Below are 13,386 nucleotides of genomic sequence, written 5' to 3' on the forward strand. Positions count from 1 at the left end.
GTCCGGGGAGGCGGGGCACGCGGGTCGCGTGGGGGGACCGGACCGTTGTCCGCTCACCGGTTCATTCGTGGTTCATGTTCCGGCCACCCCCACGAGAAGACGCCTCTTTACCGTCCCATGGGATTCCCTATACCGGACCATAGACTTGGAGGCACTGTGCGGCCGCACAGACTTCTTCCGCTGCTCCCCCGCCACGACGGTGGCAGGTCCGCCCTCACCTGCCGTTTCAAGTGCGGTGACGCCTGCGCCCACGAGGCGCCGAACACCAGCGGCAACGCGTACCTCGGCGACGTCGTCGCCGAAGCGCTCTCCCGCCGCACCATGCTGCGCACCGGCGCCGTGGTCACCCTGGCCGCCGCCGCGGGCGGAGTAGCCGTCGGGTCCGGCACCGATGTGGCCGCCGCGGCACCCGAGGCGCGGCACGGAGGCCACGGCGGTCACGGCACCGTCGACCCCGACGCCGCCAAGGGCCTGCGCTTCAGGCCCTTGGCGCCGAACACCGTGGACGGCGTCGTCGTCCCCGAGGGCTACGCCCAGAGCGTCGTGATCCGCTGGGGCGACCCCATCCTCCGCGGCGCCCCCGCGTTCGACCAGGCGCGGCAGTCCGCCGCGGCGCAGGCCGCCCAGTTCGGCTACAACAACGACTTCCTGCACCTGTTCGACCTGCCCGGTGAGCGCGGCCGTCAGGTACTCGTCGCCAACCACGAGTACACCGACGAGATCCTCATGTTCCCGGGCTACGACGCGGCGAACCCCACCCGCGCGCAGGTCGAGATCGCCTGGGCCGCGCACGGCCTCAGCGTCGTCGTGGTCGAGGAGGACCGGCACTCCGGCCGCCTGTACCCGGTGAACCGGCACGGCCTGAACCGGCGGATCCACACCAGGACCGCCTTCCGGCTGACCGGCCCCGCCGCGGGCAGCCCCCTGCTGCGCACCAAGGCCGACCCCACCGGCACGAAGGTCCTCGGCACCCTCAACAACTGCGCCGGCGGCACCACCCCGTGGGGCACGGTGCTCTCCGGGGAGGAGAACTTCAACCAGTACTTCGGCAACGCGGCCTCGGTGACCGATCCGGTGACCGCGGAGCGGCTGAAGCGCTACGGCATCGCCGGCGCGGCCAGCGAGCGCAAGTGGGAGCGGTTCGACGACCGCTTCGACCTGGCCAAGGAGCCCAACGAGGTCAACCGCTTCGGCTGGATCGTGGAGCTCGACCCCTTCGACCCGGACTCCACGCCGCGCAAGCACACCGCGCTCGGCCGTTTCAAGCACGAGGCCGCGCAGCCCCGCCTCACCGAGGACGGCCGTCCCGTCGTCTACATGGGCGACGACGAGCGCTTCGACTACATGTACAAGTTCGTGGCGAGCAGGGCGATGCGGCACGGCACCGGGCGGGCCGTCCGCGAGCACAACCTGTCGCTGCTGGACGAGGGCACGCTCTACGTCGCCAGGCTCACCGGCGACAGCCCGGCCGGCCAGTTCGACGGCAGCGGGAAGCTGCCCTCGGACGGCGAGTTCGACGGCTCCGGCGAGTGGATCAAGCTCGCCAGCGGCACCACGTCCTTCGTGGCGGGCATGACCGCCGAGGAGGTCTACCTCTTCACCCGCATGGCCGCCGACAAGGCCGGCGCCACCAAGATGGACCGCCCCGAGGACGTCGAGCCGAGCCCGCGCACCGGTCGCGTCTACGTGGCGCTGACCAACAACACCAACCGCGGCAAGGCCGGTTCCCCCGCTGCCGACGAGGCCAACCCGCGGAACGAGAACAAGCACGGGCACGTGCTGGAACTGGCGGAGTTCTTCGACGACCCGGCCGCCGACCGCTTCGCGTGGCGGCTGTTCCTGGTCGCCGGCGACCCCTCCGACCCGTCCACCTACTTCGCGGGCTTCCCGAAGGACGACGTCAGCCCGATCTCCTGCCCGGACAACGTGGCCTTCGACCCGCACGGCAACCTGTGGATCTCCACCGACGGCACGCCGGGCACCCTCGGCACCCACGACGCGCTCTTCGGCGTCGCGGTCAAGGGCGAGAAGCGCGGTCAGGTCCGGCAGTTCCTGAGCGTGCCCAAGGGCGCCGAGACCTGCGGCCCGATCATCCAGGACCAGCGCGTGCTGGTCGCCGTGCAGCACCCCGGTGAGACGGACGGCTCCACGTACGAGAACCCGTCCTCGCGCTGGCCCGACGGCGGCAAGCGGATCCCCCGCCCCTCCGTCGTCGTGGTGTGGCGCAAGGACGGCCGCGACATCGGAGTCTGACGTTACGTCACATCCGCGAGTGCCGGGTGCTGTTGGCGTACCCGGCCCTGCGTGACGCCGGCCTGTGCGACCCCTTCGGGGTCCGCGGGCCGGCGTCGTGCTCCCGTTGCCCGCCGCGGCCGCCGTGGATCAGGGATCGGGGGTGTCGTACGCGGCACGGGACCGGCTGATCTCCTCGGCATGGGCGTCGGCCCAGCCGGCCAGGTCGCGTACGACGTGGAGGAGCGAGCGGCCGCGCTCGGTGAGCGCGTAGTCGACCTGCGGCGGGACGGTGTGGTGCACGGTACGGGCGACCAGGCCGTCCCGCTCCAGGGCGCGCAGCGTGACGCTGAGCATCCGCTGGGTGATGGGCCGGGTCAGCCGCCGCAACTCGTTGAACCGGTAGGTCGACTCGCCCAGCTGGCAGACGACGACCACGCTCCACTTGTCGCCGATCCGCTCCAGCACGCTGCGGATCAGCGGACGGGACTCCTCCCGGCATCCGGGGGCCCCGGGGGCCGCTTGGGACCGGAGTTCTCCTGCAGTTGCCGCGGCCACGGTTCCCTCCGGGATACCTGGGCACTTCGAAGTGCTCTCTTGTCGCCGTCCGCCCGCCGCACCACGCTCGACCGTGAGCAGTCGGCGGTGCCCGAGCGCGATGCGCGTGTCCCCCCACTGTAAGAGCCGCGCGGCGGTGACCGCAGATCCGCGGCGGACGGCAGGCCATGCACGAGGAGAACCCCCATGAAGACGATCGGCGTAGGCATCATCGGCGGCAGCACCACGGGCTGGGCCTCGGTCTCGCACGTACCCGCCCTCGCGGCGTCCCCGGCGTTCGAGCTGCGCGCCGTCAGCACCTCCCGGCGCAGCTCGGCGGAGGCCGCGGCGGCGACGTACGGCGTGGCCGCCTACGACGACCACCGCGAGCTCCTGGCCCACCCGGGCGTCGACCTGGTCGTGGTGGCGGTCAAGGTCAGCGAGCACCTGGACCTGCTCACGGCCGCCATCGAGGCGGGCAAGGACGTCTACAGCGAGTGGCCGCTGGGCAACGGCCTCGCCGAGGCCCGGCACCTCACGGAGCTCGCGGAGAAGGCCGGGGTGCGCAGCGTGATCGGCACCCAGGGCCGCTACGCGCCGCAGGTGCGGTACGCCCACGACCTGATCAAGGACGGGTACGTCGGCCGTGTGATCGGCACCACCATGGTCGGCTCGGGCATGGTCTGGGGTCCGGAGGCCGCCACCCGGCAGGCGGCCTACTTCTACGACAACGCCAACGGCGCGACCCCGCTGACCTCGCCCTTCTCACACGCCGTCGACCCGCTCAACCACGTGCTCGGTGACTTCACGACGCTGAGCGCCAACCTCGTGGTCGGTCGTACGCGAGCGCGGATCACCGAGGACGGAGGCACGGTCCCCGTCACCGCTCCCGACCAGGTGGCCGTGATCGGCACGCTCGCCGGCGGCGCGGCCGCCTCGGTGTTCTACCGCGGCGGCACCTCCCGGGGCGACAACTTCCGCTGGGAGATCAACGGGACCGAGGGCGATCTGGTCATCACCGCGGACTGGGGCAACATGCAGGTCGCCGACCTCTCCCTGGCCGGAGGCCGTGGCGCCGACCCCACCGCCGCGCCCCTGGAGGTCCCCGCACCGTACTTCGGCGACGGCCTGACCGCCGGACTCTCCCGTTCCGTGGCCGGCAACGTCGCCCGTCTGTACGGCCGGCTCGCCCGCGACCTGGCCGAGGGCGTCCGCACCGTCCCCGACTTCCGCCACGCCCTGGACCGGCACCGTCTCATCGACGCCGTCGAGCGGGCCTCCGCCACCGGCACGGCGCAGACCCTCGCGGCCCCCTCCCCCGCCGAACGGTGACCGTCCGCCGCGCACGGCGGCCGGCCCTTCCGTGGGGCGGAACGGGACCGGCACCGCCGCGCGCCGGCTCGAGCGGCGCGGGGCGGTGCCGGACCACCGACGGTAGGTCAGTTCACCGTGACGGGCAGCTCGTAGAGGTCGTTCTGGGTGACGACGGGCTTGTTCCGCAGCTCCGTCGCCGGGACCGCCAGGTCGAGCTCGGGGAAGCGCTCGAAGAGGGCGGGCAGCGCGACCGAGGCCTCCAGCCGGGACAGCGCGGCGCCCGGGCACACGTGCGGGCCGTGGCCGAAGGCGATGTGCCGGATGGGGTGCTCGCGGGTGATGTCGAAGACGCCGGCGCTGGGGCCGTGCTGCTTCTCGTCGCCGCCGAGCGCCGCGTAGGAGACGATCAGCGCCTCGCCCTTGGCGATGACCGCGTCGCCGACCGGGACGTCCTCGGTGGCGAAGCGGATCAGCACGTGCGAGGTGGGCGTGGAGTGCCGCAGGGTCTCCTCCACCACCGACTCCCAGCTCGCCTTGCCCTCCCGCACCAGCGCGAGCTGGTCGGGGTGGGTGAGCAGGTTCACGACCGCGTTCACGATGAGGGAGATCGTGGTCTCGTGACCCGCGGCGATCATCAGCTGCAGGGTGCTCTGGATCTCCTCGTCGGTGAGGTGGTCACCGTCCTCGGAGGCCGCGATGAGCGCGCTGGTGAGGTCGTCACCGGGCTCCGCGCGCCGGTCGGCGACGGTCTTCGCCATCAGGCCCGCCAGCTCGCCGAGGGTGGCGATGACCTCCTCGGGCGGGGTCTGCGTGGAGAAGAACTTCTCGAAGAGCACCTTCAGCCGCGGCAGGTGGGCCTCGTCGATGCCCATCAGCTCCTGCACGACGTACATCGGCAACGGGTAGGCGAAGGTGGCCTTGAGGTCCAGCACCCCGCCCTCGCGCGCGGCCTCCTCGACGCGGTCCAGGAGACCGGCCGTCAGCTCCTCGATCCGGGCGCGCATCTGCTCCACGCGGCGCGGGGTGAGCGCCTGGGCGACCAGGGTGCGCATCCTGCGGTGGTCCGCGCCGTCCACGGTGAGCATGGAGCGGCCGGGGTTGGCCAAACCGATCAGCGCCCAGTCGGCGGGTATCTCACCGCGGGTGAAGGCGTCCCAGTGGGCGATGTCCTTCACCAGGCGCGGGTCGGTCAGCAGCGCGCGGGCCTCGGCGTGGTGCGTCACCGCCCACACCGGCACCCCGCCGGGGAGTACGACCGCGGCCAGCGGGCCCGCCTCGCGCAGCGCGGTGCTCTCGGCGACCAGGTCGCCCACCAGCGGGTCCAGCACGATCGGGGAGGCCGCGTGGTGGCCGGTGACCGGGCATTCCATCAGAGTTCTCCTAGCACGGGGGTGGGTGTGAAACGCACGGGGAGGTTGGTCATGCCCCGCAGCCACGGAGACGGACGGCGCACCAGACCGGCGGGGTCGACCGCCGGTTCGAGGTCGGGCAGCCGGTCCAGCAGCACCTCGATGCCGGTGCGGGCGATGGCCTCGGCGATCTCCTGCGCCGGGAACGGGCAGCGGTGCTCGCCGTGGCCGAAGGAGAACCAGGCGTTGTTGCCGTTGGTGGAGGCCCCTGCCTCCAGGTGCACCTGGGGGTCGGCGTTGGCCGCGGCGAAGCCGAGGATGAGCAGGTCCCCGGAGGCGATCTGGCGGCCGCCGAGCCGGGTGTCACGGCTGGCCCACCTGCCGGCGATGTTCTGGGTGGGGGTGTCCTCCCACAGGACCTCGTTCATGGCCTGGCCCACGCTGTGCCGGCCGCCGGTGAAGGAGGCGGCGAAGCGGTCGTCGGTGAGCATCAGCCGCAGCGAGTTGCCGATCCAGTCCGCGGTGGGCTGGTGCCCCGCCACGGTCATCACCATCATGTCCTGCACGATCTCCTCGTCGGAGAAGTCGTACCGGTCGGCGAGCATCCGCGAGACCACGTCCGCGCCCGGCTGCTCCTTCTTCGCCTGGAGCAGTTCGGTCATCGCGGTGTAGACGTAGCCCTGGCCGGCGATGGCGTCGGGACCGCCGTCGACCAGGTCCTTGACCGCCTTCACCAGGAGCGGACCCTGCTCCTCGGGGAAGCCGTACAGCCGCGCGAGCACGCGGACCGGGAGCAGCATCGCGAACTCCTCGAGGAGGTCCGCCTTGCCGGCGGCGCAGAAGGCGTCGACGAGCCCGTCGGCGTAGCCCTCGGCGTGGCGGCGCAGTTCGACCGCGTCGATGGCCTCCATGGCGTGGCCCATCATGGCGGCGCGCTGCCGGTGGCGTTCGCCCACGGTGTAGAGGATCGACGGCTGCTTGCGGCCGATCATCGGGAGCAGCGGCCAGTCGTCGGGGATGCGGTCCCACTGGTTCCACAGGTCGGAGTCGCGGCTGAAGAGCACCGGGTCGCCGGTGACGTGCAGCAGCTCCCGGTAGCCCAGCACGAGCCAGGCCGGTATGCCGCCGTCGAGCTCCACGGGCGCCAGGGCACCGTGGTCGCGGCGCAACTCGCGGTAGAGGGCGGCGGGTTCGACGTGGAAGCGCGGACCGCTGAACGGCACCGCCCCGGCGAAGGGGTCGGTGCCGGCGGCCGCGGAGGGCTGACTGGTCACGGGGTGGTCGTCTCCCGGGCGCGCGGGTGGGCGGCGGACAGGGTCTGCAGGTGCTGGACGAGGGTGATGAGGACGTCCTTGGAGGACTGCCGGGACCGCGCGTCGCAGTCCACCAGCGGCACCCCGTCCGCCAGCGACAGGGCGTCGCGGACCTGTTCCTCGGAGTGCTTGGGCCCGCCGAAGTCGTTGCGGGCCACCACGAACGGGGTGCCGTGGTGCTCCAGGCGGTCGATGGCGTACCAGGAGTCGTCCAGGCGCCGGGTGTCGACCAGCACCACCGCGCCCAGCGTGCCGGAGAACAGCCGGTCCCACAGGAACCAGAACCGCTCCTGACCGGGCGCGCCGAACAGGTAGAGCACGGTCCGCGCGTTGACGCTGATCCGGCCGAAGTCGAAGGCCACGGTGGTGGAGGTCTTGGTCCCCACACCGGCGAGGTCGTCGACGTCGGCGCCGGCCTGCGTCATCGTCTCCTCGGTGTTCAGCGGACGGATCTCGCTGACCGAGCGGACCATGGTCGTCTTCCCGACGCCGAACCCGCCGGTGATGACGATCTTCAGCCCGTTGTCGGCGCGGGGGTCGAGCGGCGCCCGCGGCCCCGGAGGGCCGGGAACCAGGCCGGGGTCAGAGGTTGCGTAGTCCAACGAGCACCTGCTCCAGGATCTCGGGGTCCGGCAGTCGAGCCGCCGTCCGGGCGGTACGGGGGTGCCGGGCGCTGATCCGGCCGGTGTCCAGCAGGTCGCACAGGAGCACCTGCGTGATGCCGACCGGCAGCCCCAGGTCGGCGGCGAGCTCCACGACCGCGGTGGGCCGGCGGCAGATCCGCAGGATCGCCGCGTGCTCGGACTGCATCCCCGGGACCGGGTCGCACTCGGCGACCACCAGGGTCACCAGGTCGAACGCATCGGACGCGGGCCGGCTGCGACCCGACGTGAGGGTGTACAGCCGGTCCGGATCCTCGTCCCGGCCCGGACGGGGTGTCATGCGCCGTCGCCGTCCTCAGCGGGCACCTCGCGCGGGGGCGCGCTCAGGTGCTCGCCGAGCTGCTCGACCAGCTCGTGCATGTTGTGGCCGATCAGGCCGACCTCGGCGTCGTCGGAGGCGACGACCGCGAGGTGGGCGCCGTCACCGGCCTCGACGATGAACAGGATGCCGCCGTAGAACTCGGCCATGGCCTGCCGCACGCCGCCGCTGCCGTCGCCGAACTCGATGGACGCACCCTGCGACAGGCTCTGGATGCCGGCGGAGATCGCCGCGAGCTGGTCGGCCTGGTCCACCGAGAGCTCGGGGGTGCGGCACAGCTTGAGCCCGTCCCGGGACAGGACCAGGGCGTGGCGGGCGCCGGGGGTGCGCTCCAGCAGGTTCTCCAGCAGCCAGTTGAGCCGCTCGTCCGTACTGGTGTGGCCGGTGGCCGGTGCGGTCATCGCGCGTCGCTTTCTGGGGATGGGGCCGTCGCGTCGTGCTCGTCGCGGTCCGCGCCGGGCGCTGACGCGGGGGGCTCGTGGTCGGGGGCGGGTGCGGCCGCGGCAGGGGGGTTGCCGTGCACCGCGCTGCGGAAGGTGCTGAGGCGCGCGGCCCGTTCGGCCGCCGTCCCGTGGCCGGCGGAGCCGGAACCCGGGCGGTCGGCGGGCCGCTCGTGGCCGGGCCGGTCATGGCCGGCGGCGGACAGCGTCTGGCCGCGGCGGCGCTTGGGCAGGCCGCCCTCGCCCAGCTCCGGTGCCGTACGCCGGACCTCCTCGTCCCGCTGCGGCGTCCCCGCGGGCGCCGGGGCGGGCGGGCCCGGGACGGGGGCGGGGGCCTCCGGGGGCAGGAGGGGCTCGACGTCGGGGCCGGCCTCCGCGCCGGGGCGCGGGACGGTCAGCAGTTCCTGCGGGATCATCATGACCGCGCCGGTGCCGCCGCGGGCCGAGGGCCGGAAGGAGACCGTCAGGCCGTGCTTGCGGGCCAGCCGGCCGACGACGGTGAGGCCGAGCCGGGTCCCGGACAGACCGGTGAGGTCCCCCGAGCCGGCGGCGACGGCGCTCTGCGCACGGCGCAGCGCGACCTCGCCCATCACCAGGCCGCTGTCCTCGACCGTGACGACCGTGCCCGCGGGCACCTCCTCCACGTACACGTGGACCTCGGCGGTGGGCGGGGAGAAGTTGGCGGCGTTGTCCATGAGTTCGGCCAGCGCGTGCATGACGCCCTCGGCGGCGTGGCCGACGACGGCGACCTCGCTCGTGGAGTGGAGCCGCACCCGCTGGTAGCCGGCGATGCGGCCCATCGCGCCGCGCAGGATCGACTCCATCCGGATCGGCTTGGCCCACCGGCGTCCGGAACGGGCCCCGGTCAGCACGGCGATGCTGTCGGCGAGGCGGCCGGCCTGGGCGGTGCGGTGGTCCAGGTGCAGCAGGTCGTGCAGCACGGCCGGGTCGGTGTGGCGGTGCTCCATCTGCCGCAGGTCGGCCAGCATGCCGGTGGCCAGCGCCTGCATGCGTCCGGCGGCGTTGGCGCCGACGGCCATCGACGCGGCACGCCGGGACTCGCTCGTGCCCACCCGGTCGGCGATCAGGGCGAGCATGCGGCGCTGCGGGCCGGTCAGCGGCTCCCGTACGCCGGTGAGGACGCGGTCCACCGTCTCACCGCTGGTGATCCGGCCGACGGCGGCGGGCAGCAGTTCGTCGGCGAAACGTTCCGCCTCGGCCCGCAGGGCGTCGAGCTGCCCGGCCAGCCGCTTCGCGCGCCAGCGCTCCTGCGCCGCCACGCACACGGCGCACGTGAGCGCCACGATTCCGGCGCCCGCGCCCACCACGGCGGGCGTGCGCACCGCCTCGGGCGCGGCACCCGTCAGCCACACGGCCACCGGCACGGTGACCACCAGGGGCGCCGCAAGGGCCCGCGCCAGGTACGCGAACGGAGCACGCTGCTCACGCGGCCGTGCCGGGATGCGCAGGCGCCCGGTCCGCGGGCGCGGGAGCGCGGTCTGCGTCGTCATCGTTTCGGACCTCGGGACCGTCTGGACGGATGGGATGAGAAAGCGGAATCCAACAAAAACGGGCACCACCACGGGCACGAATCCCGGGCGGGCTCCGTGTTCGCGGGGAACTCGCGGCCACTATATGCGAGTTGCCGAGGAGTGTTGATCAACGAGTAGATGACATGTGTTGGCTGGTGAGGATATGTGGGGTTGCCACAACGTGCGGCGCTCACCGGCCCGCTGAACCACCGGTTCCGCCCCGCCGGTGGCGCCACCGGAGCCGTACGTTCCGAAGCCGCTTCCCGGCAGCGCCACTGACCACGTCTTTTGCCGCGCCGTCAGGACCGGGCGGGCTCCCGGGAGGACGGCGCCGGGCGCCCCGCCGACCGGCGGCCCGCACGGCGTCCCGGCGGCGTGGCCACTCTGCGACATGTCGCAACCCCGCCACGCCGCAGGCGCCTCACCCCCGGGCGGACGCCCCGCGGGCGCCGGACTCCCGGCGCGCGGCCCGGCCGGCCGCCTCCCCACGGCCCCGGACGAACCTCGCGGCCGCGTCGACGGCCAGGGCCAGCGCGAGCGCGGCGGCGCCGACGGCGAACAGCACGCGGTGGTCCTGCCCGGTGCGGGCGAAGACGTAGGAGTAGAGGTACGCGGAGAGGGCCAGCGAGGCCGCCCCGGCGACGGTCGCCCTGCCCCACGCCGCCGCCTGCGCCTCGGGGCCCCGCGGTACGAGTTCGTGGACGCGGCCCAGGACGAGCGGCACGACGCCGGGCGGGAAGGAGCCGATGACGACGCTCAGCACCGCGACCTCGGCCAGACCGTGCGCCACGGCGAGCGCGGCGAGCGCCCCCGTCTGCACCACGGTGATCAGCGGCAGGGCCCGGGCGAAGCCGAGCCGGTCGCCGAGGAAGCCGTAGAGGGTGGGGCCGGCCAGCGCGCCGAGGCCGTACAGGATCCAGACCATCGAGCCGCTCCCCGACCCGCGGCCCAGGCCCCGGCTGACGAAGTCGGCGAGGAACGCCATGGCCGGGGTGAGCCCCGTCGAGATCAGGGCGTACTCCACGAACAGCAGCCGCAGCCGCGGGCGGGGGGACCGCGCGGCGTCCGGCACCCCGGGGGCCGGTGCCGCGGGGGCGGCGGGCGCCGGCCAGCCGTTCCAGCTCAGCGCGGTCAGCAGGGCGCACAGGACGGCGAGCCCCGCCCAGGTCGGGCTCAGGCCGAGGTGCAGCAGGAGCGGCACCAGGGTGCCCGAGGCCGCGATGCCGACGCCGAGCCCCGCGAAGATCGCCCCGCCGGCCAGCCCCCGCCGCTCCCCCTTCAGGTACGGGAGCACCGCACCGGCCACGCGCACCATGATCACACCGCCGGCGAGCCCCGAAGCGAACCGCCAGAGGAAGAACCAGGGCACCGACACGGGAACGCTGCACGCCAGCAGGGCGACGGCGGCGAGCGCCATCGTCCAGCGCAGGGCCCGCCGGTCGCCGAGCCACCGCCCCACCCGGCGCGCGCCCAGCGCCCCGGCCAGGTAGCCGGCGAGGTTGGCCGCCCCGAGGTAGGCCACGGCCGAGGGCGAGAACCAGTGGGCGTCGATCAGCTCGGGGACCAGAGGTGTGTAGGCGAACCGGGCGATGCCGATGCCGACGAAGCTCGCGCTCGCGCCCGCGGCGACGGCCCGCCACGCGGCCGGTCCCGGTGGTGTGGTTCTCATGTGCTCGTTTCCGCTCTCCGCCCGGTGACGACGGGTCCGGGCGCCGCCCGGTCCGTCCGCCGTCCGGGCCATCTTTGACAACCCCGTCACGTTTGACACCCTTGCAAACTTTGACGGAGCCGTCAAAGATGAATTAGGCTCCGGGGCATGGCTGGACGGCGTCAGTTCGATGAGCAGCACACCCTGGGCCGGGTCCTGGACGTCTTCTGGAACCAGGGCTACGGAGCGACCTCCATGCAGGACCTCGCCACCGCGACGGGCGTGCAGCGCGGCTCGCTCTACAACGCGTACCGCGACAAGGAGACGCTCTTCCTGCGGGTGTTCCAGGACTACGCGGACGCCTTCGTCGCCGAGGCCGCCGCCACGCTGGACCAGCCGGACGTCCGGCGGGCCCTGGAGGAGTTCTTCGACTTCACCATCGCCTCCATGACCCTCGGCACCCCCGCCCGCGGCTGCCTGTCGACCAAGACCGCCACCGACACCCAGGCCGACGCCGAACCCATCCGTGCCGCGATCCGCGGCCTGCTGGACCGGCTCGAGGCCGTCATGACCGAACGGCTCGCCCGCGAGGACGCCGCCGGACTGCTGGCCGTCCCGCCCGCCGAGGCCGCGCGGGTCCTGGTCACCATGACCCGCGGCACCGTCGTCATCGAGCGCGTCTACCAGGACGCGGACCGGCTCCGGGCCACCGCGAGGTCGCTGATCGCGATGGTGCTCGGCGCCCGGCGGCAGACCACCGCCTGATCAACCGGCCCGGTAGGGTGCCCCGATGACCACGGCGGAGGGGAACGGGCCCGGCTGGACGGCCACGCGCGCCTGGGTGGACCGGCACCTGCCCGAGGGGGAACGGGTCGCGTCGGCGGAGCGGCTGCGCGGCGGCTGGACCTCGCGGATGCGCAGGCTGCACGTCACGGGCCCCGGAGGCGGACGCCAGTTGGTGCTGCGCTCCTTCGTCGAACCCTTCTACCGGCGGCACGCCGAGGGCCTGCTCACCCGTGAGGCGCGGATCCTGACGCTGCTCGGCCCGACCGCCGTACCCGCCGCGGAACTCCACGCCCTCGACGCGACGGCGGAGCACTGCGACCACCCCTCGCTGCTCATGTCCCTCCTCCCGGGCGAGGTACGCCTGGAGGACGCCGAGGCCGGGGCGCGGGCCTGGCTGATGGCCCGCCAACTCGTGCGCGTCCACGGGCTGGACGCCGGCGAGGGGGACCGGCCCCGCGCGTACCAGGCCTGGACGGCGCCGGAGCGCGTCCGCCCGCCCGCCGCCACGGGCCGTCCGGACCTGTGGGCCCGCGCGGTGGACGTCATACGCCGTGACCCGCCGGCCCACGAAGGCTGCTTCCTGCACCGCGACTTCCACCCCGGCAACGTCCTGTTCACCGGGCACGGCACCCATCTGCGCGTCTCCGGCGTCGTGGACTGGGTGGAGACGTCCTGGGGCCCGGCCGACCTGGACGTGGCCCACTGCGCCACCGCCCTCGCGCTGCTCCACGGACCCGGGGCCGGGATGCGCTTCGCCGACCTCTACACCGCCGCGGGCGGCCACCTGGCCGCCTCCCCCGGCGCCCACCTCTACTGGCGGCTCCTGGACGCCCTCGCCTTCGCGCCGTACGCCGAGAAGGTCGCCGTGCCCTGGCGCGAACTCGGCCGCACCGACCTCACCCCGGCGACGCTCGCGACCCGCCTGGAGACCTACGTCGGTGCGCTGCTCGCCCGCTACGCGGGGCCGCGCGGCTGACGTCCGGGGGACGCCGCGCTCGCCCACCGGCCGCGGGCCCGCCGATCCGCTCGGCCACCGGAGCACCCTCACCGGCGGGGGTCAGGGCGTCGCTCCGCACGGGGCATCGGGTGCGGGCGAAGGCCCGACCACGCCGAACGGCACGTCGCGGCGGAGCGCGACGGCCTGGCCGGCCGGGCCACCGCCCTCCGCACGTACTTCGGCTTCCCATCTGTGCAACTGCGCGTACTCCCCCCGGCTTTCGTCTTGTCACCCGGGTGTGATCGCCAGCAGGGTGC

Annotated in this window: 12 protein-coding genes; 4 read left to right on the forward strand and 8 right to left on the reverse strand. The window is 73.8% G+C overall.

Translation table 11 applies throughout. The annotated features are described in order from the left end of the window. The first annotated feature begins 156 nt into the window (after nt 1–156). Nucleotides 157–2,253 (forward strand): PhoX family protein, encoded by a 2,097-nt coding sequence (locus ABZ479_RS35915; protein ID WP_500465468.1) that lies wholly within the window; start codon nt 157–159, stop codon nt 2,251–2,253. Nucleotides 2,254–2,382: 129 nt separating this feature from the next. On the opposite strand, the gene ABZ479_RS35920 is transcribed toward ABZ479_RS35915, so the two are convergent. Beyond that, nucleotides 2,383–2,790: a winged helix-turn-helix transcriptional regulator gene (locus ABZ479_RS35920; protein WP_500465469.1), complete on the reverse strand. Its 408-nt coding sequence runs from the start codon at nt 2,788–2,790 to the stop codon at nt 2,383–2,385. Nucleotides 2,791–2,976: 186 nt separating this feature from the next. Here ABZ479_RS35920 and ABZ479_RS35925 point away from each other — a divergent pair, with 186 nt between their 5' ends. Continuing rightward, nucleotides 2,977–4,101, forward strand: a complete 1,125-nt coding sequence (locus tag ABZ479_RS35925; protein ID WP_500465470.1) for a Gfo/Idh/MocA family protein — start codon at nt 2,977–2,979, stop codon at nt 4,099–4,101. A 107-nt stretch (nt 4,102–4,208) separates the two neighbouring features. On the opposite strand, the gene ABZ479_RS35930 is transcribed toward ABZ479_RS35925, so the two are convergent. From ABZ479_RS35930 to ABZ479_RS35960, 7 genes are all read right to left on the reverse strand, one after another. Next, nucleotides 4,209–5,453 carry a cytochrome P450 family protein gene (locus ABZ479_RS35930; RefSeq protein ID WP_500465471.1) on the reverse strand — a complete coding sequence of 415 codons (1,245 nt, stop codon included), beginning with the start codon at nt 5,451–5,453 and terminating at the stop codon, nt 4,209–4,211. Next, nucleotides 5,453–6,706 (reverse strand): cytochrome P450, encoded by a 1,254-nt coding sequence (locus ABZ479_RS35935; protein WP_500465472.1) that lies wholly within the window; start codon nt 6,704–6,706, stop codon nt 5,453–5,455. Before ABZ479_RS35935 ends, ABZ479_RS35930 begins: the two co-directional genes overlap by 1 nt. Further along, nucleotides 6,703–7,347 (reverse strand): GTP-binding protein, encoded by a 645-nt coding sequence (locus tag ABZ479_RS35940; protein WP_500465473.1) that lies wholly within the window; start codon nt 7,345–7,347, stop codon nt 6,703–6,705. Before ABZ479_RS35940 ends, ABZ479_RS35935 begins: the two co-directional genes overlap by 4 nt. After that, nucleotides 7,328–7,687 carry a DUF742 domain-containing protein gene (locus ABZ479_RS35945; protein ID WP_499611712.1) on the reverse strand — a complete coding sequence of 120 codons (360 nt, stop codon included), beginning with the start codon at nt 7,685–7,687 and terminating at the stop codon, nt 7,328–7,330. Before ABZ479_RS35945 ends, ABZ479_RS35940 begins: the two co-directional genes overlap by 20 nt. Continuing rightward, nucleotides 7,684–8,127: a roadblock/LC7 domain-containing protein gene (locus ABZ479_RS35950; RefSeq protein ID WP_499611710.1), complete on the reverse strand. Its 444-nt coding sequence runs from the start codon at nt 8,125–8,127 to the stop codon at nt 7,684–7,686. The genes ABZ479_RS35945 and ABZ479_RS35950 overlap by 4 nt, the downstream gene beginning before the upstream one ends. Then, complete coding sequence (locus ABZ479_RS35955) at nt 8,124–9,677, reverse strand: sensor histidine kinase (protein ID WP_500465474.1); 1,554 nt, start codon at nt 9,675–9,677, stop codon at nt 8,124–8,126. Before ABZ479_RS35955 ends, ABZ479_RS35950 begins: the two co-directional genes overlap by 4 nt. 442 nt (nt 9,678–10,119) lie before the next feature. Continuing rightward, a complete protein-coding gene (locus tag ABZ479_RS35960; RefSeq protein WP_500465475.1) occupies nt 10,120–11,367 on the reverse strand; it encodes a YbfB/YjiJ family MFS transporter in 1,248 nt (415 codons plus the stop codon). A 147-nt stretch (nt 11,368–11,514) separates the two neighbouring features. Between ABZ479_RS35960 and ABZ479_RS35965 the strand changes: the two genes are divergently transcribed. Together ABZ479_RS35965 and ABZ479_RS35970 are read left to right on the forward strand one after the other, a co-directional pair. Continuing rightward, nucleotides 11,515–12,111 (forward strand): TetR/AcrR family transcriptional regulator, encoded by a 597-nt coding sequence (locus ABZ479_RS35965; protein ID WP_500465476.1) that lies wholly within the window; start codon nt 11,515–11,517, stop codon nt 12,109–12,111. Nucleotides 12,112–12,136: 25 nt separating this feature from the next. Then, nucleotides 12,137–13,108: a phosphotransferase family protein gene (locus ABZ479_RS35970; RefSeq protein WP_500465477.1), complete on the forward strand. Its 972-nt coding sequence runs from the start codon at nt 12,137–12,139 to the stop codon at nt 13,106–13,108. The last annotated feature ends 278 nt before the right edge of the window (nt 13,109–13,386 follow it).

This window comes from Streptomyces sp. NPDC005722 (assembly GCF_040630935.1).
In the GTDB taxonomy this organism is placed as follows: Bacteria; Actinomycetota; Actinomycetes; order Streptomycetales; family Streptomycetaceae; genus Actinacidiphila.

What these genes read in the sequence shown, in the direction of transcription:
- ABZ479_RS35925 (WP_500465470.1), top strand. Translation starts at nt 2,977, where the DNA reads ATGAAGACGATCGGCGTAGGCATCATCGGCGGCAGCACCACGGGCTGG.
- ABZ479_RS35930 (WP_500465471.1), bottom strand. Translation starts at nt 5,453, where the DNA reads ATGGAATGCCCGGTCACCGGCCACCACGCGGCCTCCCCGATCGTGCTG.
- ABZ479_RS35945 (WP_499611712.1), bottom strand. Translation starts at nt 7,687, where the DNA reads ATGACACCCCGTCCGGGCCGGGACGAGGATCCGGACCGGCTGTACACC.
- ABZ479_RS35950 (WP_499611710.1), bottom strand. Translation starts at nt 8,127, where the DNA reads ATGACCGCACCGGCCACCGGCCACACCAGTACGGACGAGCGGCTCAAC.
- ABZ479_RS35955 (WP_500465474.1), bottom strand. Translation starts at nt 9,677, where the DNA reads ATGACGACGCAGACCGCGCTCCCGCGCCCGCGGACCGGGCGCCTGCGC.
- ABZ479_RS35960 (WP_500465475.1), bottom strand. Translation starts at nt 11,367, where the DNA reads ATGAGAACCACACCACCGGGACCGGCCGCGTGGCGGGCCGTCGCCGCG.
- ABZ479_RS35965 (WP_500465476.1), top strand. Translation starts at nt 11,515, where the DNA reads ATGGCTGGACGGCGTCAGTTCGATGAGCAGCACACCCTGGGCCGGGTC.
- ABZ479_RS35970 (WP_500465477.1), top strand. Translation starts at nt 12,137, where the DNA reads ATGACCACGGCGGAGGGGAACGGGCCCGGCTGGACGGCCACGCGCGCC.